The following is a 22,416-nucleotide window of genomic DNA, read 5'->3' on the forward strand; positions in this document are numbered from 1 at the left end:
GGGCCGCTTTCACGTTTATCGATAAACGGCTTATACAAGCTTCTCAATTTTTATCAATAAACGATAAGAGCAAATCAGGAAAAAGTATCAGCTGGGCCGCCCGGGACCGGTCCATGCTTGTTCTGCCGTGGCTCGGTTGCAAGGGAGCCGACGATGAAGCCAATGATGACGGCATTCACGACCGTCGTAAGAAGCGACAAAGGTAGCAGTATTTCTGCCACACGCTCTTGCGCCTGCATGAAAATCGCAAGCTCACCCTGGCCTAACCGTTCGGCTGCCTCGGCCTGGATTGCGCGGCCTTCCTCGCCCAGAAAGATGGGTGAAAACAGAAGCCCCTCAATAAACTGGAGCACGAAGCTGCCAGCCCAGACGGCCAGTATCCACCAGCCCGTCGTGCCCGCATCGTGGAACCGTTTGGCGTAGACACAGATGTTGCAATACATCAGCGCGAGAGCGGGAATCAGGAAGATCCCCGCAGCGAGACCAAGCGACGGCCCGATCATCACCTGCGCCGCCTGCAGGATGATAGCCACGACCGTGACAACGACCAGCCCCTGCCAGAACCGGCGTTTCAGAATACGCCCTTGAGGGCTGAACAGCAGGGTCTGCATGGTGCGCTCCATAAGTCGGGTCCCGGCAGAAAGGCCTGCCGAGAACAGCCTACTCGAATTCGACCATGACTTCATCAGCCGCAACACTGTCACCGGCGCCGACATTGATCGTCTTCACGGTGCCAGTGGCTTCAGCGCGGATGATGTTCTGCATTTTCATCGCCTCGACGATGCAAACCGCTTCGCCCTCTTCCACGGTCTGGCCAAGCTCGACATCGACCGACACGACAAGGCCGGGCATCGGTGAGATGATCAGCTTCGACGTATCCGGCTTTGGCTTCTCAGGCAGGCGCGAGTGAAGCGTCGCTGTCACCGGAGTACAAACCAGCGCTGTGACGGACACCCCACGGTGCCGGAAGACATAGCCTTCTGTCTTGTCCGCAAACTTCACGGCAAAGGGCTCGCCATTGAGTTTGCCCTCGAACAGATGCGTGCCGGGACGCCATTCTGTCTCGAGCGTGTGCGTCTTGCCGTCGATGACGATCTCGGCGGAGTTATCCTCGCCAAGGGTCAACTCAATATCGCAATGACGGTCACCCAGAATGACAACCCAGTCCTTGCGTTGCTCGCCAGGCTCGGTCATGCGGCCGGAAATCTTCTCGGCGCGGCGCGCAAACACGCCGTGCACATAAGCTGCCGAAACCGTCAGATAGGCGAGCTGCTCTTCAGTCGGCTCCATGCCATTGAACCCGTCGGGGAATTCATCGGCGATGTATGCGGTTGTAATGTCGCCTGAGCGGAACCGCTTTTCGTCCATCACAGCGGCGACAAACGGAATGTTGTCCTGAATGCCTTCGATGTGGAAACGGTCCAGCGCGGCTGCCTGCGTGTCGAGCGCGGTGTCGCGGTCCTTGCCATGGGTCACCAGCTTGGCGATCATCGGGTCATAGAACATCGAGATTTCGTCGCCCTCGCGCACGCCGGAATCCATCCGGACAGTGCCGTCGTTCAACGCACCTTCTTCAGGTGGATGGAAACGCTTCAGACGGCCGATCGACGGCAGGAATTTGCGATAAGGGTCTTCAGCATAGACGCGGCTCTCAACGGCCCAGCCATTTATCTTGAGGCTCGCCTGATCGATGTTCAGCTTCTCGCCATAGGCCGAGCGCAGCATCTGCTCGACAAGGTCCACACCCGTAATCATTTCGGTCACAGGGTGCTCGACCTGCAGGCGCGTATTCATTTCGAGGAAGTAGAAGCTCTTGTCGACGCCCGAGGCGACGAATTCGACCGTGCCGGCACTGTCATAATCAACGGCCTTGGCCAGCGCGACAGCTTGCTCACCCATCTTCTTGCGGGTCGCTTCATCGAGAAGCGGGCTTGGCGCCTCTTCAATGACTTTCTGGTTACGGCGCTGAATGGAGCATTCGCGCTCGAACAGGTAGACGCAGTTGCCATGCTTGTCGCCCATCACCTGGATCTCGACATGGCGTGGGTTCAGAATGAACTTTTCGATGAAGATCCGGTCGTCACCAAAAGAAGCCTTGGCTTCGGATTTCACGGCCGGAAAGCCTTCCTGAACTTCCTTATCATTGGCCGCAACGCGAATACCTTTACCGCCGCCGCCAGCTGACGCCTTGATCATCACTGGATAGCCAATCTCACGTGAGATCTCGACAGCGTGCTCTGTGCTCTCGATGAGGCCCATATGGCCCGGCACCGTTGAGACACCCGCTTCTGCGGCCAGCTTCTTGGAGCTGATCTTGTCACCCATCGCTTCGATCGCGTGCGGGTTCGGGCCGATGAAGGTGATGTTTTCCTTTTTCAGCCGTTTTGCAAATTCAGGGTTCTCGGACAGAAAGCCAAAGCCTGGATGCACGGCCTCTGCGCCGGTCTGCTTCACCGCATCAATGATCTTGTCCATGACAAGATAGGATTCAGCGGCAGGCGCCGGTCCGATGTGAACGGTCTCGTCAGCCATCTCGACGGCCATCGAATCGGCGTCGGCATCGGAATAGACTACAACGGTTTTAACACCGAGACGTCTGCACGTCTTGATGACCCGAACCGCGATCTCGCCTCTGTTGGCGATCAGGATTTTCTTGAACATGGACTGCCCCCTGAATCAGCAGTAATTTACGTAGGAAGGCTGACGCTTATAACCCGCAGGCCCTCGTGTCCATCGCATGTCCTAGGGTCAATTTGTCAGAAATTATGCCACAGCAGCCGTGCTATGCAGATGTGCAGGGCAAATTTGAGGTTCGCCGTGGGCGATCTGGAGCTCAGGCGGCCGCGTCATGCGGCTTAAGGGCTTCGTTCAGTCCGCGAACAAAACCAGGCGCTTCTTCCTTCAAAAGCTCGATCAGCTGACGCTCACCGGCATTTACCGATTTGTCCCAGCCAAGCCGCTTCAGAAACCAGTTCTGCTCGTCGCCCGTAAGAACCCGCCCTGATTTGCTCGCGGTCTCACGCGCCATGTAACGGGCCCGGGCAGCGGATTCTTCGCTATAGCTGATGCTGGAAAACCAGTCGCCGCTGGTGAACGCGTCGGCCATCCGGCCAAAAAAGCCGCGCACATCCGCCCTGCTATCCTGGAACCAGGCCTCACGGGCCAGCGCATCTGCCTCTGAAATCGGGTCTGGATGGGCCGCCGACAGAAGATGATTGAGGATGCCCTTGGCGAACACATTGTTCCAGCTGCGCGAATTCGAAGCGCCTGAAACGGCGTCATTAGTGCGGAACAGGACATTCGCCTCATGACGGGTCACCCAGAGGGAGCCCTCGCCGGAGGGGGCGCTAAGGACCGAGCGCATCCGCTCTGCCATCGCATCGCTCGCTTTACCGTCCTCAATAATGCGATTTGAAATGGCTTTCAGCGTAAAGCGTGACAGCGATTCTGGCGCACTGTCGGCATGGCGCAGGAGCGCCAGTAGCAGATCTATCTCGCCTTCGGTTTCAATATGCCCATCGCGCTCAATTTGCGCCTGCAGCCAGTCAGCCTCATCCTGGCTGACCCAGCCTTCTGGCGCCTCACGTACGATCAGGAAATCCTTGATCGCTTCGATGAACCGTCCGGTCCACTCAGAATCCGTTGCGCTAAATTGATCATTGAGTTTGAACAGCGCCTCTGCCTCGGCGCGGCTGACAATCCCGTCGGCATAGACTTCATTGACGATCTTGCGCGCCTCGCTTCCGCTGAGGTCACCGAGTTGCGCGATACGCGCCATCATCAGTTGCATCTCTTCATTCATCGCGACGATACCCTGCCTCACAAGTCTCTGCCGGCAGGGTTGCATGAATCAGTTTCGATAGAGTTAGCAGGTCTGCCCGCTCTTTATCGAAGCCCGCGTCCGGGGCTATCGCATCCGGATGAACTTCGAGAACATATAGAGCAAGTCCCGCGGCATGGACGGATTGAGAAGCGTATCGACCGAATCGTCCTTGCGAACGACCATGGTTGATGAGCCTTCATCATCGTCAACGCGGTGATAATTCATTGACCAGTCAGGAAATGCGCGGGTCTCAATGGGCTCGCCAATGATCTGCGTCACACCAAAGTGCCGATCATCGTTTTCGATGCGGCTATAGATGTCGAGAACCTCGTCGCGCTGGCCTTCAAGCGCCTGCATGAAGGCGCGACCATTGTGGGCCAGGAAGCCCGTTATATAGCGCTCATCATTATTGGACTGCGACACATTGAGGATATTCTCAATGTCGGCATCCCCAAGATGCTCGGTTGCTCTGCTAACATATACCAGACGGTACATCGTGATCCGTTCCTCGGAATGTCCAATTCGACGTGTAGAGAAACGAGCGGTCTCAACCTATCGGTGTGGCGCACAAAAGCTAATGAAAACCGGGCGGTCTTCCCAATTATCCATAGCTGATTTTTGCGAGTTTTGCCAGATCAAGCGCAGGATCGGCCGCAGTTACTTACCGTGAGGATAGACCTGAATCTGACGCCCCTGCCCCGCTCACATCAGACGGCTGGCAGACCTTCAAGCAGCTTGTCCAGTGTGACCGGATAGTCCCGAACGCGTACGCCTGTAGCATTATATACAGCGTTCGCGATGGCCGCGCTGACACCGCAGAGCCCCAGCTCGCCCACGCCCTTGGCTTGCAACGGCCCGGCATGCGGGTCCTGTCCATCAATGAAGATGACCTCCTGGCGTGGAATATCTGCATGCACCGGTACTTCATATCCGGCCAGATCGTGGTTCGCGAAGAAACCGCGCTTGGTATCGACCGCGAGGTGCTCCATTAGCGCAGCGCCGACCCCCATCGTCATTGCGCCAATCACCTGGCTGCGGGCCGTGAGCGGATTGAGGATGCGTCCGGCATCACAGACCGCCAGCATACGGCGCACCCGGATCGTGCCTGTCGCGGCGTGCACGCCGACCTCGGTGAAGTGCGCCCCGAACGTCGAGACCACATACTTGTCACGCGCATCGCCAAATTCAGCATCATCCTCGCCAACAAGCTCGCCCGTCGCCGCAATCCGCGCCAGTGGCATTGAGCCGTTCTCGAACTTCACCTCGCCATTGGCGAAACTGACATCCGCGCCAGCATTCTCCAGCCGTCCGGCGATCTTCTTTCGAAGGTCCAGACACGCCGCATAAACGCCGGCCGTAGAACTGGCCGCGCCCCACTGGCCACCAGAGCCGGACGAGACTGGAAATGCGGAGTCGCCCAGGATGACATCGACCTTCTCGATCGGCAGCCCAAGCATCTCAGCGGCGGTCTGTGCGATAATTGTGTAAGACCCGGTGCCGATATCGGTCATGTCGGTCTCTACGATGAGCTTTCCACCTTCAACGAGGCGCACGCGCGCGCCAGACTTTGTAGCCGGTGACCCTCGATAGGCTCCGGCAACACCAGTCCCGATCAACCACATGCCATCGCGCTCAAGCTCGCCCGGGCCGGTGCGCGGCGTCCAGCCGAATTTTTCAGCGCCGGTTTTCAGGCACTCAACGAAATTGCGCTGGGAGAAGGGTCTGCCCGAATCGAGCGGATCAACCTGCGCATCATTGCGAATGCGGAACTCGACCGGATCCAGCGATAGCTTCTCGGCCATCTCGTCCATCGCGATTTCCAGCGCCATCAGCCCCGATGCTTCGCCCGGAGCGCGCATGGCATTGCTTTCAGGCAGCCCAAGGGTCGCCACCTGATTGCGCACCAGAAACGACTTGCTGCCATAGAATTTGAGTGTCTGGCTCGTCGCGTTTTCACCGCTACCGTCCGGCAGGGCGCCAGACGTATTGTCATGCCCCAGCGCCACGATCTTGCCATCACTGGACGCGCCGATCCGGATTCGCTGGATTGTTGCAGAGCGATGGGTCGTGTTGTTGAAGACCATTCCACGCGGCAGCATCATTTTAACCGGCTGGCCGGTCTTGCGCGCAGCAAGCGCTGCAAGCACGCATTCGGCGCGCAGGAACAGCTTCGCCCCAAAGCCGCCGCCAACATAGGGAGAATCAACGCGGATGTTCTCCGCAGGCATGTCCAGCGTGGTCGCCAGCGCCTCAACGGTCCATTGGACCATCTGGTTTGACGTCCAGACCGTGAGCTTGTCGCCCTCCCAATTTGCGACGGTCGCGTGCGGCTCCATCATGGCGTGGCTCTGACACGCCGTGCGATAAGTCTCGTCCAGCTTGACGTCTGCATTGCCAAACGCATCGTCGAAGTCACCTGTATCAGCGGCTGGATCGACATCATCCTTGCTCAGGCGGTCATGCGCCGCCTCAAGATCGAATTCTGCTGGCGTTGTCTCATACTTTATGTCCAGCAGCGCTGCGCCAGCGCGGGCCTGCTCAAACGTTTCAGCCACTACAACGGCGACGGCCTGATGATAGTGTTGCACCTCAGCGCCGCCGAAGAGACTGGCCGTGTTCCAGTCGGACAGTGGCAGAGGCTTCACGTCCGTCGTCAGGATGACATCAACAACGCCCGGAGCAGACCGGGCGGCGTCCGCATCAATCGACGCAATGCGACCTTTCGCGATCGCCGCGCCGACCGGATAGGCGACGAGCTGAGGACCCGTCACATCGTGGCGCTCATAGGCATAGGGCGCGAGGCCGGACGTCTTGAGCGGACCGTCAATGCGCGAGGTGGTCTTGCCAACAAGGGCGAGGTCACCTTGGTAATTGTCGTCCAGGTCGTCGAATTTCATCGCCTACTCCTTCGCCGCTGCGAGCAGACCAGCGAGCGTGCGCTCCGCCAGAACCAGCTTGAAACGATTGTCTTCTGTGGGGTTTGCCTCACGGAACAGCTCAGCCATCACGGCCTTTGCGCCATTGGGCAGCTGCGCGTCGGCACTATCCTTGCGCCAGGGTCGCGGCGCGACGCCGCCAAGCGCAACCCGGCCCGTGCCATCCGTCTGCAGGATCAGCGCGACCGATACCAGCGCGAATGCATAAGAGGCCCGATCACGGATTTTCTCGTAGAAATGGCGTCCACCTACAGGCGCTGGAAGCACGACATGGGTGATCATCTCACCCGGTTGCAGCGTCGTTTCCACTTCCGGCGTATCGCCAGGCAGACGATAGAAATCCCCAAGCGGGATCTGACGCGAGGTGCCATTCGGCGATGTTGTCTCAACAACGGCGTCCAGCGCCATCATCGCGACCGCCATATCGCCCGGATACGTCGCGATGCATTTGTCACTGGTGCCGACAACGCCGAGCTGACGGCTCTCACCGTCCAGCGCTGAACAGCCAGACCCGGGCTCGCGCTTATTGCAGTCCATATTGGTGTCGTAAAAATACGGGCAGCGCGTGCGCTGAAGCAGATTGCCGCCTGTCGTCGCCTTGTTGCGCAGCTGTCCTGACGCCCCGGCCGCAATGGCACGGCTGAGAACACCATAATCCCGGCGAACCACCTCATGTGCCGACAGCGCGGTATTGGAGACAAGCGTCCCGATCCTCAGACCGCCCTCCTCCGTCGCTTCAATCTTGTCGAGACCAAGTCCGTTCACATCAACGAGGTGCGTCGGCACCTCGATCTCGAGCTTCATCAGGTCCAGCAGATTCGTCCCGCCAGCGATGAACTTCGCGCCTTCGTTCTGGGCAACGGCGCCCGCTGCCGCAGAAACACTGGTCGGCTTTTCATAGCTGAACGCTCTCATGTGTCGCTCCCTGCGACGTCTTCAATCGCGTCCAGAATGTTCGAGTAGGCTCCGCACCGGCAGATATTGCCGCTCATCCGTTCGCGGATTTCATCGGGGGACAATTTGACCGGGGCCGTAAGATCGCCCGTGACATGGCTTGGAATGTTCTGCTTGATCTCTTCCAGCACAGCCTTGGCCGAACAGATCTGGCCGGGCGTGCAATAGCCGCACTGATAGCCATCATGTTTGACGAAGGCCGCCTGCATCGGATCAAGACTGTCTGGCGTCCCGACCCCTTCAATCGTCGTCACCTCATCGCCATCATGCATCACCGCCAGCGACAGGCAGGAATTCACCCGCTGCCCATTCACCATGACCGTACAGGCACCGCATTGGCCGTGGTCGCAGCCCTTCTTTGTACCGGTCAGTTTCATGCCTTCGCGCAGCGCGTCGAGCAGCGTCACGCGATTGTCCACGAATAGTTTCTGATCGACCCCATTGACTGTCAGGGTCACGACAGAACTCGACGGATTTCCATTGGCCATGCGGTTGACTACCTTTTTCTGTGCAGCGGCCCCGACAGGCAGGCTGATAACGAATGAAGACGCAGCGCCAACGACGATGATCTCTCGTCTGGACGGTCTGAGGTGCTGATCTGAAGCCATTTAGGTCCTCCGGCTCAATTTCAAGGCGCCGTGGCTCGCTTGGGAGAGGATCACCCTCCCCTGCAGACCAAAGCCTCGGCACGGAGAAAAACCCGAAGGCCATGTGCCAGCTTACGGTAGAGACTCCCCGGCAAGCCTGCCGGTTCCGGAAAACGTCGAGTGAGCTGAAATTGGAAACATCTGGAACGCCGCGCCCTTGGGGTCAGACGCTTGCCTCGCATGGCGGGCGCGCCTAACAATCGGATGTGCTTCCAAATGTCTGTATCTTCGATGACTTCCTGAAAGATCCGTCTGCCGCGCGGCAGAAGGCGCTCGAGCTTGTCGCCAACCCAATGGAAAACCGCGGAAACTATCCCGGTCAAATGTCCGGCAAGCCGCTGGAAATTCAGGGGCTCAGCGAGACGGTGTCGCGCCTTCTGAACGTCAAGCTGGCGGCCGCCGCAGATACGGTACACAGCCATTGCCGTCTGACATTGAAAAATGACCGGGGTCGCAGCGGCGTTCACATCGATCCATGTCAGTATTCCGGCATCCTGTTTCTGAGCGACGAAGCCAACAGCAAGGGCGGAACCGATTTCTTCAGACATAGACGAACCGGACTCGACTATGTGCCGACCAGAGCGGACCAGATGCTCAAGGCCGGCTATTCGGACCCCAACCGTCTGATCGAGGAAGTGGTCAACCGCGACTCCAATAGCCCGGCCAAATGGGAACGCACGATGCGCGTCCCGATGCGCTTTAATCGGCTTGTCCTGTTCAATCCGTGGATGTTCCACAATGCAGGTCCCGCTTTCGGCACGGACGCTGCCTCAGGCCGTCTGGTCTGCCTAATGTTCTTTAATCGGGCGCTATAGGTCGCCCTCAATCTCACTGGGAGTGAAGCGATGGCCAAATCAAAAAAGACAATGTCCGGTCTCGCCATGGGGGCTGTGTTGAGCGCCTGCATGCAGCCCGGTGACCCTTCAGACACTGAGAGCCTGACGGCCGGCACAGAGGCCGCTCCAAAGCTGACGCGACCAACCGGCGCCGTTCAGTCACCGGGCCCCGGCGCGCCATCCGGTCCTGTTTCCGATCTCACCGCCGCGCAAATTCCAGGCGACTGGGATCTGGTGACCGAGACGGCCGAACCGGTCGCCATCACACTGACGGGTCGGGAGGGCTTGAGCGTTGGCCAGGTGGAGATGCAGTCCGCCTGGACGCAGACAGGTCCTGCCCCAACCACATGGCTCTACCTCGCCTATGGGCAGCTTACCCTGGTGGACGAAGACGGCACTGCGGTGTGGACGGGCGAGGTCAAAGGCGACGCCTTCTCTGGCACTCTCAACGCCACTGGCCAAACTGCCGATCTGGTCACTCGCGCCGACTGAATTTTCCCATAAGAACCCATAAAAAAAGGCCTGCGTCCGATGACGCAGGCCTTCTTAATTAGATCAACAATCAGGCCCTAGAACTTGACCGTCAGGCTACCGCCGATGGTCGTCTGCTCGAGGTCGTCGCGGCTGAGCGTCTGCTTGACGTTCAGGGAGCCAACGATGCTGGAGCTGAGATCGACATCCAGACCAGCCTGGACTTCAACCCAGAAGTCATCTGGATCCTGGCCGGTCAGAACGATGGAACCGGTGGTTGGCGCCGCAGCGAACGTACCGACGACGACATCCTCATCAGAATTGAGGTCGTAGACACCGAAGGCACCAGCGTTCAGGCGAACACGGCCTGATTCTGTTGCATTCCAGTCTGCGACACCGCCGAACGACACTTGCGTGCTGCTCACCGTGCGGCCGTCCACTGCGAGAGCGATCGGACCACCAGTTTCGGTGTAGGCATCGAAATCGACGCTCAGGTGATCAATGCTGAGGCTAGGCGTGAAGCTCGCGACACCCGAAGAGTGGGTGAACACTTTACCAACAGACGCACCGATCATCATTTGATCCGCATCGGTTTCGCCAGCTGCCGAGTAGGACGTTCCGCCTGGAATGGTCACGTCACGGCGCATGTCGTAGCTGTAGCTACCGAGGCTTGCATAACCGTCAACGAAGCCTTCGAAGGCGAACGGCGCGGAGCCGTAGACACCAACCGAGCCACCATCGGCATCAGCTGAACCGATAGCATTGTTGAGATCGCTCTCTGCTTCGGCATAGCTACCGAAGATACCGAGCACAGCTCCGTTCTCGAACTGCTGATCAAAGCCACCTGTGACCGTGAAGCCTTCGACGTCCGTGTCACCGCGACCGGTGAAGGCCGTTTCAAACTGACCGGTGAAGAAGTCGACGTTCAGGAAGCCGCCGAAGCCAGGCTTCATGTCGTAGGTCTTGGTTTCGACTTCCGATTCCGTTGCAGCGAGCTGCGAAGCAGCTGCGGCGAAAGCCGACTGGCTGTTAGAAGCGGCAACATCGACGGCATTCGCCGGTGCTGTCGTCGTGAAGCCACGTTTGCCGTTGCGAACATCGCGAAGACGTGAGTCGAGACGGTTGGACAGGGCTTCACCCATCGACAGAGCGACCTGGCCTGACGCGATTGCGTCGTCTGGCGAGATCAGATCGAAGGCTGTTGCCACATCGGCTGCTGCCAGAAGGTCAACCGCACCATAGAGGCCCGAGAGATCGTCATAGCTGCCGCTGCGTGCTGCATCGAGTGTGCGGGCATAGGATTTCTGAACCTCGGTCGCATCTGCACCCAGGAAGTCCTGGTATGCCTGAGCTTCAACCGAGACAGTCACCGCACCATCATTGATCGAGATGTCGCCAAACAGAACGCCATCGCCAACTCCGGTAACACCAGCAAAATCACCGTCCACATCACCGTCGATGTTCACGAGTGAGTATTCCTGACCGAAGGCTGGGCCACCATCAAGATAACCAAGCGCGATGATACCGCCGAGCGATGCGTCGCCCGTGACGTTCAGCGTGTCGGAGCCATCTGCACTGACATCCATGAGCAGCGCGCTGCCCGAAGACAGGACAAGCGATCCATCGATGGTCAGCTCACCAATCGTACCTGGCGTGCCTGGCGCGATGCCACCGGCAACGTTCGTCAGGAACGGCGTCGTGACGGTGCCGTTACCGCTGAGGATGCCCATCATGAGAAGATAGTCACCGACAGATGTCAGAGAGCCATCGACATTCATCAGGCCGCCCGCTTGCGTGACGTCGATGAGGCTCGTGAGGGCACCATCAGATGTGATGTTGAGACCGGCTTCTGCGCCAGAAAGCGTGAAGCGATCAATCTCGACAGAGCTCGACAGTGTGGTCGTACCAGCACGCGACAGGGTCACGTCGAAGTACTTGCCACGAACGCCGGCAGCAGCATCTGGATCCTGGTTGTCTGGCACAAAGTCAGTTGCACCCGGCAGACCATTGTCGATCGTTGCTGGTGGCAGGGCCGCATCAACTTGCGGCGCATTGTCAGCAAATTCAACACCGGTTGCGGCACCTGCAGATGCAGCGGCCTCATCCGTTGTAGCAGCCGAGTTTGCAGTGAAGTTGATGCCTTCAAAGCCGTCTGAATTCAGCAGGTCGCCAAGAGAAACCCGGCCGATATTGTTCGACACGGTTTCAGTCGACTGCTCTTCTTCATCGTCGACAGTTGGGCCAGGGCGGGCTGGGTCAACAGGGTCACCCGTCGAGAGGTCCTGACACGCGTCACCGACATTGTCGCCTTCAGGGTCAAAACAGACCACACCAAAGTCGTCGTCCGTTCCGGCAATGCCGGCTGCAGGTTCATCAGGGAAGCCGTTCACGATGTTTCCATCGGCGTCGATGATGCGGTAATTCGGGTCAAGTTCGCTCACCCAGTGGCTTGCGTCTTCCCAGTTACCGTCACCTTCCAGCGCGCTGACATAGCGGTAAGGGTTCACTTCAGCGATGTAGTCATAGAACAGGTACAGCGGCTGATAAAAGCTCTGCGTGCCGTACGAGCTGAACACCTGACCACCAAAGAAGCGCGAACCACCGGACAGAACACCGATGACGAGGTCTTCGTCGGTGATGTCGTTATTTGCCGCATCAAGGATCAGCGGGCCACCGGAGTCACCACCAGCCGTCGTGGCTTCATTCGCGAGCGGCTCATCCTGATAGAGGTTGAAGTCGTATGGGTTGGTCTTGTTCGGATCATCGAAATCGAGGTGGTAGAGATCCTGTGGCAGACCTGATGCGGAACCGAAAAGGAACTCGTCGCGAGCATCAAAAGATGTCAGCGCGCCCAGCATGTTTTCGGCGGCGCGGCGGCGCCAGTCGATGCCCTGGATGTCGCCCTGCGTTCCGTTACCGCTACGGCCATAGCCAGTGATGTTGACGTGATATCCTGTGCCATTGACCGGATCTTGCGTCGGCGTTGGCAGCGCGGAGAATAGAAGGGCCCAGGTCGGAATGTCTGCAGCTGGCGTATCAAGCGTGGCCAGCGCGATGTCGGCTTCCAGGAAGCCTTGCGACTGCGGGTTCTTCAGCGAGTCTGGATGGTACTGGATCTGGCTGACATTGTAGACAAACGCAGCTGGGTTGCTGGCGTAGCCGTTATTGATCCAATCGATAAAGCCGGGAAGCGCATCCACGTCGAAAGAGAACGCTGCAGGCAGCTGCGACCCGAAAACCTCTTGCGGATAGTTATTCACGCAGTGAGCGGCAAACAGAACGGTCCGCGGGTTGATCAGCGTGCCGGTACAAACAAAGCCGTCGGCCCGGTAGAACATGCCAACGCCATTGACGCCGCCTTCTGTGTCTACGGCCTCATCAGGCGTGACATTATCATTTGGAACAATCGCGCTGGCCGTCGGCGCGAACGCAACGCTGATCAGTGCTGCTGCACCAACCGTCAGCAAAAGCTGAGAGCGACTGATTGTCGTGTTTTTGCGAATTTTCATATGAATTTCCCTCACTGGACACCATAAAGTCATATTAAGGCTTGGTGAGCAGTCGTAAGTCCATTCCGCAAGATGGACCAGCAGAAATTTCCAATCGCCAACCATAAGTGCATTGGTGTGTTGCCTTTTTGCCAACACCAGGCAGCAACGGGACTACCAAACCGGTCAAATCGGGGGCAGATTTGCCAGCGCGGCTGCTGACCGCACCTGCGGTTTCCGCTGCGTAGATCGTTCCCTTTGCCAGCAGCACATGTATGCTCACTACAATCAAAAAATTGGGAGTGACGATGCATTACGCTGAGCTATCAAAAGCGCGAGAAGAGCTGACCGGACCTGGCGGCGATTTCGAAATTGTTGAGGAAGACATCCTTGGCAATCGCATCCGCACCTACAAGAACGCCCCGCCGAGCGTGCGTGAAGTCTGGCTTGCGACCGCTGAATTCGCTGACCGGGACTATCTGGTCTACGAAGATGAGCGCCTGACTTATGGTGAGACGCATCAACGCGTCGCCTCCCTCGCATCATGGATGCTGGATCAGGGCGTAAAGCCGGGAGATCGCGTCGCAATTTCCATGCGCAACTATCCCGAATGGATGCAGATCTACTGGGCCTGCGCTTGCGTGGGAATCACCGTCGTCGGGATGAATGCCTGGTGGACGGCCGAGGAAATGTCCTATGCGCTGTCAGACTCAGAGCCGAAAATCCTGTTTCTCGACGTCGAGCGGCTGGCGCGGATTGGCGAAAAACCTGACATGGCTGAAGGCCTCAAACTTGTTGGCGTCCGTATCGACAATCTGCCTGATGGGATCACCCCCTGGCAGGATGTCATTGCCAGGGAAGCTCCTTTGCCGGACGTTACAGTCGACCCGGATTCCGACGCTTGTATCTTCTACACATCTGGCACGACCGGCTTTCCCAAGGGCGCACAGCTCACCCATCGCGGCTGCGTCGCGAACCTGATGAACATGCTCTATGCCCGGGCTTCGGGCGCACGCGCCATGAACCTCGCAACCGGTGAAGTCCCGCCAGACCCGCTGCCCATCCCCGTCGGCCTCATCCCCACGCCGCTGTTCCACGTCACCGCCAACAATTGCGGCGCATATGCGATCACGGCGGCAGGCGGAAAAATGGTGCTGATGTATCGCTGGGATGCTGGCGAGGCGCTGCGTCTGATTGAGCGCGAGAAAGTTACGGGCTTGAGCGGCGTGCCCGTTATGGCGCGGGAAGTGATCAACCATCCCGATTTTGACAAGACAGACACGTCCAGCCTGATGACGCTCGGCGGCGGCGGCGCACAAGTGCCACCAGACCTCGTTCAGAAGATTGACGACAAGGTCGCCACAGCCCGCCCGAACACCGGCTATGGCATGACCGAGACCTGCGGGATCATCACCTCGCTTGCAGCTGACTTCTTCATCGACAAGCCCGACAGCGCCGGCCCTTACATGCCGAACTTTGAGGCCAAATGCGTCAACGATGCCGGCGAGGCCGTCCCGCAGGGCGAACTGGGTGAGCTTTGGGTGCGCGGCTCGTCCGTCATCAAGGGCTATATCAACCGCCCCGAGGCGACCGCCGATTCCATCACCGATGGCTGGCTTCACACCGGGGATATCGCCCGCATCGACGAGCACGGCTTCATCTTCATCGTGGACCGCAAGAAGGACATGGTTCTACGCGGCGGCGAGAATATCTATTGCGCTGAGGTTGAGGCCGCTCTCTACCGCAATGGCGCGATTGCCGAGTGCTCTGTGTTCGGCGTTCCGGACGAGCGTCTCGGCGAGGAAGTTGGGGCCGCGATCGTCGTTAAACCCGGCGAGTCTCTGACCGAAGAGGATGTCCGGGCCCATTGCGCGTCGATCATGGCGAAGCACAAGATCCCCCGCTACATCTGGCTGCGCTACGAGCCCCTGCCCCGCAATGCCAGCGGCAAATTCCTGAAAAAAGACCTCAAGAAAGAGCTGACCGAGTCTCTTTCCAGCTAAGTCGAAGGTTCGGACTTGCAGGGCAGACATCCGGTCCGCCCTGCAAGCCCGTTATTCGAGGCTAGGCCATCTCGATGATGGTGACGTTCGCGATGCCGCCGCCTTCACACATGGTCTGCAGGCCCCAGCGCTTGCCGCGCGCCTTCAGGCCATAGATCAGCGTCGTCATCAGCTTCGTGCCGGTCGCGCCAAGCGGGTGCCCGAGCGCAATGGCGCCGCCATTGACGTTGAGCTTGTCCGGGTCGGCGCCCGTGTGCTTCAGCCAGGCCATCGGGATTGAGGCGAACGCTTCATTGACCTCATAGAGATCGATATCGCTCATCTTCATACCGGCCCGCTGAAGCGCCTTGTCGGTCGCAAACAGCGGCTCCTCAAGCATGATGACCGGGTCGCCAGCCGTAACTGTGAGATTGTGGATCCGCGCGAGCGGCGTCAGACCGTGGCGCTTCACCGCCTCTGCCGATGCCACCAGAACAGCCGACGAGCCGTCGCAGATCTGGCTGGCGGTCCCGGCGGTGAGGATGCCGTCTTCCGCCATCGTCTTCAGCCCGGCGAGCGCGTCCATCGTGGTGCCCGGACGAATGCCCTCATCGGTGACGTGCATCTCGGTCTCGCCTTCTGGCGTAACGATCTCAACCGGCACGATCTCATCCTCAAAAGCGCCCGCCTCCGTCGCAGCGGCGGCGCGGCGCTGGCTCTCAACGCCGAACGCATCGGTCTGATCGCGGGTAAAGCCGTGCTTCTTCGCGACCATTTCGGCGCCGACGAACTGGCTGAAACCCTTGATGCTATACTTGTCCTTGATCGCCTGCGAGATGGGCGAGATGCCCGTCCCCGGCAGGAAGTTCGAGCCCATCGGGGCGCGCGACATCGATTCGACGCCGCCGGCGATCACAACATCCTGCGTGCCTGACATCACGGCCTGCGCGGCGAACTGGACGGCCTGCTGCGAAGACCCGCATTGGCGGTCAATCGTGACGGCGGGGACGCTATCCGGCAGAGAGGAAGCGAGGACACAGTTGCGCGCCACCTGCCCGGCCTGCTCGCCAGCTTGCGTCACACAGCCGAAGATCACATCATCAATCGAGGCCGGATCGATCCCGGCCCGGGCGACGACCGCGTCCAGCGCCTTGGCGCCAAGGTCGTTTGCGTGAATACCTGAGAGGCGTCCGCCGCGCCGTCCACCAGCGGTTCGGACGGCGGCGCAGATGTAAGCGTCTGTCATGATTGTAAAAATTCCTTCTTATAGATCGCACTTAAAACGGTGATGCACATTATCCAGCCCTTGCCGCTGGGGCAGACAAGCGCCGTTTTGAACCTCTGCCAAATTAGAGCTTGGTCGCCGTGCCGTTTCGCCCGACATTGGGTCCCATGCACTGGATCGCCATTCTCATCATCGCCGTATGGATGCTCGCCGGCGGGGTAGCCCACTTCATCGTACCCACCTATTTCTATCCGATCGTGCCGGACTGGATGCCGGAGCTTGCCGTGGTCTACGTCTCCGGCATTGTCGAGATCGCGATTGGCGTTGGCGTGCTCTTGCCACGGACCCGCGCGCTGGCGGGCCTCGCTTTTGCCGCGCTCTGCCTTGGCTTTCTGCCGCTGCATGTCTGGGATTTTTTCCGCCCGGACCCGGTGTTCGAGGTGCCCGTTGCGGCGAGCATCCGGATTGCCGTGCAGTTTGTCCTGATCGGGCTCGGCCTATGGCTCTGGCAGCGTGGGCGAACACCCAAGGCCTGAGGCGCGCCGCGGGACCTCATACATGCCCAGCGGTGGAAACGCCTTGCGCTCTGCCGCCGGAACCACCATATACCCGCTATCGACCTTTCGCCGGACTATCGGGCTTTGTTTGCGGTTGCCCCTTTTGGGGTCTCCCCGCGCCCACGACCTAGACGACTCCTTCAAAAGTTTCGACACCTCCGCTCGCACTGTCGCGCGCGGATAACGCTTTGCAGGAGATCTTTTATGACCCAAGGCACAGTTAAATTCTACAACGACCAAAAAGGTTTTGGTTTTATTGCACCCGACCAGGGCGGCGACGACGTGTTCGTTCACGCCACGGCTCTGGAACGCTGCGGCATGCAGGCCCTCAATGAAGGCCAAAAAGTCCAGTTCACGACCGCCGTCGACCCCCGCAAGGGCAAGACCGCCGTCGACCAGATCGAAGCAGCCTAGGCTTTTTTGATGAGACCGGCTTTGCCCGGTCTCGCACAAGACAAGAAGCGCCAGCAGGTTTCCTGCTGGCGCTTTTTTTATGCGTGGTGGGGAGGATTGGGGCGTTTTGCGCACATTCGAAACGATCCGCTCATTCCCGCGAAGGCGGGAATCTCGTGAAACTGAGGTCCTACTTTAGCTGGCTGAGATCCCCGCCTTCGCGGGGAAGATCGGTGTTTTGGAGGGCGGGTGTGCGATCTGGATTTGAGATTGGTACGACCGCCGCCAGCCCAACGAGGAAGAGCAAAAACCAAACGTTGAGTGCTGCTGAGAAGCTTCCAAACGATTCCAGCCAAGAAACTAAAAGGAATTAAAGTGGACCCAAACTTCCGTCGCGCCGCATGTATTTAGGTTCCTCATTTCTGCTCATTCGGGGGGTGTATTGCCTTGATCCCGATGTGCAGGGACTGGGTGGTCATCAATGGCAGCTGAAGCCGAGACTTCGTTGGAATACTGATCGCCAGAATCTACGGTTGAGGCGACTACCTCATCGCGAAGTTTGGTGATTTCTGGGGCATGAAGCGCGATGAGCAGAAGACACCAAGAGAGAAGGCCGAGCGATGACGCAACTAGCCCAGCTGCGATCAACCCCATCATATTACGCCACCTAGCAACTCTCTTTAAAGGTAAATCGCTGGCGGCCTCGTCGCCGACGTTCAATTTCCTTTGGAAGAACCAATTAGAGGCGAAAGAACTCCTCAACGCTAGCGCAACCGGAGCCACTCCTGAAAAAGCAAGACTCAACAGTGCCATGCGTAAGATTGGCACTGAATCGGGAAATTCTTGGCCTGCAAGTATTGTAGACCCCATTGCCGCGGCTAGTGCACCACTCGCAACCGACACACTAGTTATCCATGTCCGCATCCAGTAAGTGGTGTCGTCGACAGAGTGTACGAACGCTTTCTCTAGATAGTTTTCAAGCGCATCCTGATTACGCTTCAATTTCTCCGAAATTTCCTTGAGTTGGGATTCCGACATCGAAGCTTTGGCTTCCAGCGCTGCCTCACTCTTTTGCAGCTCAGCTAGATGATTTTTACCCTCTTTGGATTGCTCATCTCGGCCAATAGGCTCATCGGTCATTGGCTCGTCCCCTGCCTAGAAATGCTAGGTGTTTCAGTTATGTGCGTGCCCTTGTTTCGCCCGAACCTGATCTCAGGGCAAGTTGACATTCGGCCGCCAATACCCTCAGCGCCACGACGTCAGCTTTGCCAAACCTTCTGAAGCCAGCTAGCGGCGCACAGGCTTCATCATCAGCGACACCTACAAGTCGAGATCAATCGTGAACTGTGTCTGCCCTAAAGCGGAATGTTATCGTGCTTCTTCCAGGGGTTTTCCAGCTCTTTGCCGCGTAGGGTGCGCAGCGCTTTTACGATGCGGCGGCGGGTTGAGTGGGGTAGATGGTGTCCAAGCCATATGAGGCTGAAATGGAGGGGTGGGGAAGCTTCTGCGCTATCCTTCCCGAAAGCGGGGGCACTGCGGTGTTTTCTCAGGGCTTGCCCCGTCAGCGGATGAGCCACGCGGCGTTCAAACGCTGCCGCTGGTCCACCCGCCCCTAAACGAAGGCATTCAATCACTGAGAAACAAGGTCGACAGGCTTGTAAACGCGGACCACTCCGCTTCCCGGATTTGCAACCATCACGACATTGTCACTGAAATTATCATCCTTAGCTGTCGCAGCCGAGCCCGCACCCGGCTCAATTGCGAATGATTTTGGTTCAGCAAAGCTTGGCACTTCTCCGACCCCCTGATTTTCGGCCAGCGTGTTCTCAAACACCATCGCCTGACCAGACTCCGTGACGACCACAAGATCGAGGCGCTTTTGGTCTGCCGGCCTCACGCCCACAAACGCGCCCTGGACCAAACCGACCGGTACGCCGCCCGTCCAGGCGAATGTTTCCTGCGATATCTCCTCGCTGCTATTGTCCTGGCTCACCATTATCAGGCGCTGCTGACCGCCATCTTTCCCATCCGTCAGCAGTACGACCATGTATCTGGGCTTCAGGCTTGGCGAGCCGAAGGACAGGACGTCGACAATGGTCATTTGCTCCGTCGTTTCTGTCTGGAGCGGTATTGCTGTCAGTTCGACATATTCCTGGGTCTCATCCGTATCGCCGTAGAGGACCAGCTCATTTGAATCAAAATCGACAGCGATCAGCGGGCTGAAGTTCGACTCGTCGAAAGGGTCTTTCGTGTAGACGTCCGCAGGCAATTCAGTCGGGAAAATGTGGCATAGAGACCGATCGGAATTGAGATCGAAAATCACTTCGCTGTCGAATTGGTTGGATGAACTGGAATTGTCCGGCGTGATACGTACGACCGCCAGTCCATTATCGCGCTGCCCGACCCAGCCGAAGTCTTGCCCGGTATTTGTCCGCCCCTCGAAGTAGCAGGGCTGGTCAATTGCGAAGCTGTCGGCCAGCTGGAATGTACCGCCTGGTACGACGCTCCGATCTGAATTTACAAGGCTGATTTTGTTGGCGCCCTCTTCGACGACAACAAACTGATTGGGCGCCTCAACACCGTTGAAACCCAGACCATTCGGAACGATCTGGGCGATGCCGGAAAAAGATGGCTCAACCGTTGCCAGGTCCGTTCTGGAATAGTCAAAATAGCCTTTTGTTGTGTCTTCGCCGAATAGAACCAGATCTCGGGGATTGTTCGGACTTCCGGCAACCGCAGGCACAGACGCAAAGACCTCAGAAAAAGTGGTGCCGATATTTCCGACTTCCAGTCGTGCGCCTTGATCCAGAAGGGCGACCGGGCGGCCGGGGCCAGAAAAACCCCGCAGCTGAACGTTCGCAGATTTTGTACTCACCGCACCGCGAGAGTCTTCAGCGCGAATTTCAAACACCATCGTGGCGGTCGTGTTCGTCGTGATATCAGGCGCACGCCATTTGGTGGCGTAGGCGTTCACATCTTCCAGCTGCTCGGCAGCAGGGCCAGAGGTCTGGCGTAGCGTTATGTTGAAAGAATCGCCGTCCGGGTCCGTCGTATCGAACGTGTCGATGACAAAGATATTTTGCTCGAGAACGGGGTTGCTGGACAGTTCTATCCGGATGTCCGGGCCTCCGTTCCCCGGTGGGGGCGGCGGAGGAGGAGGCGGTCCGCCGTTTGGCGTTCCTCCGCCACCGGACGAGCCGCCACCGCATCCTGCCAATGAAAGCGCGCCTACCCCCAAAGCGAGGGCTAATATTATTCTGCTCGCGCTCGAACGGAAACGATTGTGGCTCATCATTACGCTACCCCTTGATTTTTACATAACCTTAGGGCGGACAAAATCGCAGTTTCTATTTTTGGTCTAGAACCAAATGCTGCGAAAATGGTGGTGAGCCCCCTTTTTCTTTTTAGATCGGCATCGGGGCGGCGCTTCCATTCGATCTATGCGGACGGCGCATCGACGGGCTCTAAGCGCTTTTTTCTGTTTACGCTCAAAGCCCTCTGCCGGTTCGTCTCCGTCCGATCAGTTCGAAATCTAAAGCGGAATATTATCGTGCTTCTTCCAGGGGTTTTCCAGCTCTTTGCCGCGGAGGGTGCGCAGCGCTTTTACGATGCGGCGGCGGGTTGAGTGGGGCATGATGATGTCGTCGATATAGCCCTTTTTCGCGGCCACATAGGGGTTCGCGAAATTGTCTTCGTACATCTTGGTGTGGGCCGCGATCTTGTCGGCGTCGCCGATATCCTTGCGGAAGATGATCTCAACCGCGCCCTTGGCGCCCATCACGGCGATTTCGGCGGTTGGCCAGGCATAGTTCACGTCGCCGCGAAGGTGTTTGGAGCTCATCACATCATAGGCGCCGCCATAGGCCTTGCGGGTGATGACGGTGACTTTTGGCACGGTGGCTTCGGCATAGGCGAAGAGCAGCTTCGCGCCATGCTTGATGAGGCCGCCATATTCCTGCTTGGTGCCCGGCATGAAGCCCGGCACGTCGACGAAGGTAACGACAGGAATGTTGAAGCAGTCGCAGAAGCGCACGAAACGGGCCGCCTTGCGGGAGCTATCAATGTCGAGCACGCCGGCGAGCGTCATCGGCTGGTTGGCCACGATGCCGACGCTGGAGCCTTCCATACGGCCAAAACCGCAGATGATGTTGGCGCCGAAATCAGGGCTGACTTCGAAGAAGTCGCCCTCGTCCACCGTCTTCTCGATCAGCTCTTTCATGTCGTAAGGCGTGTTCGGATTGGACGGGATCAGCGTGTCGAGGCTTGGCTCAATGCGCTCAGGGTCATCGAAGCTTGGCCGCACGGGCGGCTGCTCACGGTTTGAGAGGGGCAGGAAGTCAATCAGGCGGCGCATCTGGACGAGCGCCTCAATGTCATTCTCGAACGCGCCATCGACGACGCCAGACTTCTTCGCGTGGACGGAGGCGCCGCCGAGCGTTTCGTGGGTGACTTCCTCATTGGTGACGGTTTTGACCACGTCCGGGCCGGTCACATACATGTACGAGGTATCCTTCACCATGAAGATGAAGTCGGTCATGGCGGGGCTGTAGACGTCGCCGCCGGCACAAGGGCCCATGATGACAGAGATCTGCGGGACAACGCCTGAGGAGAGAACGTTCTCCATGAAGATGTCGGCATAGCCTGCCAGCGAATCAACGCCTTCCTGGATGCGCGCGCCGCCAGCATCAAAGATGCCAATGACCGGTGCGCCATTGCGCGCGGCCATGCGCTGAACCTTCACGATCTTCTCAGACTGCGCCTTGGAGAGCGAACCGCCGAAAACGGTAAAGTCCTTGGAGAAGACGTAGACGAGGCGGCCGTTCACCGTGCCGAAGCCGGTCACCACGCCATCGCCCGGAATACGCTGTTCTTCCATGCCAAAATCGTGAGAGCGGTGCTCCACGAACATGTCCATCTCTTCGAACGAGCCTTCGTCGAGCAGCATAGTGACGCGTTCGCGCGCGGTGAGCTTGCCTTTTTCGTGCTGGCGTTCGATCCGCTTCTGTCCGCCGCCGAGACGGGCCTCTTCGCGTTTCGCCTCAAGCGCTTCGATCACGTCTTTCATGAAGGGTACTCCATCAGTCTTTGCCTTGCGTTGCACTTG

The 22,416-nt window shown here is 58.4% G+C and carries 17 protein-coding genes and 1 pseudogene; 5 read left to right on the forward strand and 13 right to left on the reverse strand.

Annotated elements, in window-relative coordinates; genetic code table 11:
• Positions 1-74: 74 nt before the first annotated feature.
• The 7 genes from B8783_RS00665 to paoA form a co-directional block, all read right to left on the reverse strand.
• On the reverse strand, positions 75-611 hold the full coding sequence (locus tag B8783_RS00665; RefSeq protein ID WP_169711660.1) for a DUF805 domain-containing protein: 537 nt from the start codon (positions 609-611) through the stop codon (positions 75-77).
• A gap of 49 nt (positions 612-660) precedes the next feature.
• A complete protein-coding gene (locus B8783_RS00670; RefSeq protein ID WP_084417851.1) occupies positions 661-2,661 on the reverse strand; it encodes an acetyl-CoA carboxylase biotin carboxylase subunit in 2,001 nt (666 codons plus the stop codon).
• A 172-nt stretch (positions 2,662-2,833) separates the two neighbouring features.
• Entirely contained in the window at positions 2,834-3,823 is a 990-nt protein-coding gene (locus tag B8783_RS00675; protein ID WP_139792177.1) for a hypothetical protein, read from the reverse strand.
• 84 nt (positions 3,824-3,907) lie between these two features.
• Positions 3,908-4,318 (reverse strand): BLUF domain-containing protein, encoded by a 411-nt coding sequence (locus B8783_RS00680; protein WP_084417853.1) that lies wholly within the window; start codon positions 4,316-4,318, stop codon positions 3,908-3,910.
• Between the two features lie 212 nt (positions 4,319-4,530).
• Positions 4,531-6,720 carry an aldehyde oxidoreductase molybdenum-binding subunit PaoC gene (paoC, locus tag B8783_RS00685; RefSeq protein ID WP_084417854.1) on the reverse strand — a complete coding sequence of 730 codons (2,190 nt, stop codon included), beginning with the start codon at positions 6,718-6,720 and terminating at the stop codon, positions 4,531-4,533.
• 3 nt (positions 6,721-6,723) lie between these two features.
• On the reverse strand, positions 6,724-7,674 hold the full coding sequence (locus B8783_RS00690; protein ID WP_084417855.1) for an FAD binding domain-containing protein: 951 nt from the start codon (positions 7,672-7,674) through the stop codon (positions 6,724-6,726).
• Entirely contained in the window at positions 7,671-8,321 is a 651-nt protein-coding gene (gene paoA / locus B8783_RS00695; RefSeq protein WP_084417856.1) for an aldehyde dehydrogenase iron-sulfur subunit PaoA, read from the reverse strand. Before paoA ends, B8783_RS00690 begins: the two co-directional genes overlap by 4 nt.
• Before the next feature lie 245 nt (positions 8,322-8,566).
• On the opposite strand from paoA, the gene B8783_RS00700 reads away from it, so the two are divergent.
• Together B8783_RS00700 and B8783_RS00705 are read left to right on the forward strand one after the other, a co-directional pair.
• Positions 8,567-9,175: a DUF6445 family protein gene (locus B8783_RS00700; RefSeq protein WP_084417857.1), complete on the forward strand. Its 609-nt coding sequence runs from the start codon at positions 8,567-8,569 to the stop codon at positions 9,173-9,175.
• Between the two features lie 30 nt (positions 9,176-9,205).
• Positions 9,206-9,688, forward strand: coding sequence for a hypothetical protein (locus B8783_RS00705; protein WP_084417858.1), 483 nt, complete (start codon positions 9,206-9,208; stop codon positions 9,686-9,688).
• A gap of 77 nt (positions 9,689-9,765) precedes the next feature.
• Here B8783_RS00705 and B8783_RS00710 read toward each other — a convergent pair whose 3' ends face one another.
• A complete protein-coding gene (locus B8783_RS00710) occupies positions 9,766-13,176 on the reverse strand; it encodes an autotransporter domain-containing protein (protein ID WP_169711661.1) in 3,411 nt (1,136 codons plus the stop codon).
• Between the two features lie 287 nt (positions 13,177-13,463).
• Here B8783_RS00710 and B8783_RS00715 point away from each other — a divergent pair, with 287 nt between their 5' ends.
• Positions 13,464-15,158 (forward strand): class I adenylate-forming enzyme family protein, encoded by a 1,695-nt coding sequence (locus tag B8783_RS00715; RefSeq protein WP_084417860.1) that lies wholly within the window; start codon positions 13,464-13,466, stop codon positions 15,156-15,158.
• Between the two features lie 61 nt (positions 15,159-15,219).
• On the opposite strand, the gene B8783_RS00720 is transcribed toward B8783_RS00715, so the two are convergent.
• The gene (locus B8783_RS00720; protein ID WP_084417861.1) at positions 15,220-16,383 is read right to left on the reverse strand and encodes an acetyl-CoA C-acetyltransferase; all 1,164 of its coding nucleotides are present in this window, start codon (positions 16,381-16,383) and stop codon (positions 15,220-15,222) included.
• A 146-nt stretch (positions 16,384-16,529) separates the two neighbouring features.
• On the opposite strand from B8783_RS00720, the gene B8783_RS00725 reads away from it, so the two are divergent.
• The gene (locus B8783_RS00725; RefSeq protein ID WP_139792179.1) at positions 16,530-16,898 is read left to right on the forward strand and encodes a DoxX family protein; all 369 of its coding nucleotides are present in this window, start codon (positions 16,530-16,532) and stop codon (positions 16,896-16,898) included.
• A 225-nt stretch (positions 16,899-17,123) separates the two neighbouring features.
• Positions 17,124-17,333 (forward strand): cold-shock protein, encoded by a 210-nt coding sequence (locus B8783_RS00730; protein ID WP_084417863.1) that lies wholly within the window; start codon positions 17,124-17,126, stop codon positions 17,331-17,333.
• A gap of 405 nt (positions 17,334-17,738) precedes the next feature.
• Here the strand turns inward: B8783_RS00730 and B8783_RS00735 are convergent, their stop codons facing one another.
• The 4 genes and pseudogenes from B8783_RS00735 to B8783_RS00750 all read right to left on the reverse strand — a co-directional run bounded on the left by B8783_RS00735 (position 17,739) and on the right by B8783_RS00750 (position 22,377).
• Positions 17,739-18,452: a hypothetical protein gene (locus tag B8783_RS00735; protein ID WP_084417864.1), complete on the reverse strand. Its 714-nt coding sequence runs from the start codon at positions 18,450-18,452 to the stop codon at positions 17,739-17,741.
• A 215-nt stretch (positions 18,453-18,667) separates the two neighbouring features.
• Positions 18,668-18,769 (reverse strand): annotated as a pseudogene (locus tag B8783_RS18800) (hypothetical protein); the annotation flags it as partial.
• 173 nt (positions 18,770-18,942) lie between these two features.
• A complete protein-coding gene (locus tag B8783_RS00745; RefSeq protein ID WP_169711654.1) occupies positions 18,943-20,529 on the reverse strand; it encodes a hypothetical protein in 1,587 nt (528 codons plus the stop codon).
• Positions 20,530-20,844: 315 nt separating this feature from the next.
• Complete coding sequence (locus B8783_RS00750) at positions 20,845-22,377, reverse strand: acyl-CoA carboxylase subunit beta (RefSeq protein WP_084417867.1); 1,533 nt, start codon at positions 22,375-22,377, stop codon at positions 20,845-20,847.
• Positions 22,378-22,416 lie beyond the last annotated feature (39 nt).

Source organism: Henriciella litoralis (assembly GCF_002088935.1).
GTDB classification, from domain to species: Bacteria; Pseudomonadota; Alphaproteobacteria; order Caulobacterales; family Hyphomonadaceae; genus Henriciella; species Henriciella litoralis.

Bases quoted from the DNA above. Each gene is read 5' to 3' on its own strand.
- B8783_RS00665 (WP_169711660.1), bottom strand. From the start codon at position 611: ATGCAGACCCTGCTGTTCAGCCCTCAAGGGCGTATTCTGAAACGCCGG.
- B8783_RS00670 (WP_084417851.1), bottom strand. From the start codon at position 2,661: ATGTTCAAGAAAATCCTGATCGCCAACAGAGGCGAGATCGCGGTTCGG.
- B8783_RS00680 (WP_084417853.1), bottom strand. From the start codon at position 4,318: ATGTACCGTCTGGTATATGTTAGCAGAGCAACCGAGCATCTTGGGGAT.
- paoC (WP_084417854.1), bottom strand. From the start codon at position 6,720: ATGAAATTCGACGACCTGGACGACAATTACCAAGGTGACCTCGCCCTT.
- B8783_RS00690 (WP_084417855.1), bottom strand. From the start codon at position 7,674: ATGAGAGCGTTCAGCTATGAAAAGCCGACCAGTGTTTCTGCGGCAGCG.
- paoA (WP_084417856.1), bottom strand. From the start codon at position 8,321: ATGGCTTCAGATCAGCACCTCAGACCGTCCAGACGAGAGATCATCGTC.
- B8783_RS00705 (WP_084417858.1), top strand. From the start codon at position 9,206: ATGGCCAAATCAAAAAAGACAATGTCCGGTCTCGCCATGGGGGCTGTG.
- B8783_RS00710 (WP_169711661.1), bottom strand. From the start codon at position 13,176: ATGAAAATTCGCAAAAACACGACAATCAGTCGCTCTCAGCTTTTGCTG.
- B8783_RS00715 (WP_084417860.1), top strand. From the start codon at position 13,464: ATGCATTACGCTGAGCTATCAAAAGCGCGAGAAGAGCTGACCGGACCT.
- B8783_RS00720 (WP_084417861.1), bottom strand. From the start codon at position 16,383: ATGACAGACGCTTACATCTGCGCCGCCGTCCGAACCGCTGGTGGACGG.
- B8783_RS00725 (WP_139792179.1), top strand. From the start codon at position 16,530: ATGCACTGGATCGCCATTCTCATCATCGCCGTATGGATGCTCGCCGGC.
- B8783_RS00730 (WP_084417863.1), top strand. From the start codon at position 17,124: ATGACCCAAGGCACAGTTAAATTCTACAACGACCAAAAAGGTTTTGGT.
- B8783_RS00735 (WP_084417864.1), bottom strand. From the start codon at position 18,452: ATGACCGATGAGCCTATTGGCCGAGATGAGCAATCCAAAGAGGGTAAA.
- B8783_RS00750 (WP_084417867.1), bottom strand. From the start codon at position 22,377: ATGAAAGACGTGATCGAAGCGCTTGAGGCGAAACGCGAAGAGGCCCGT.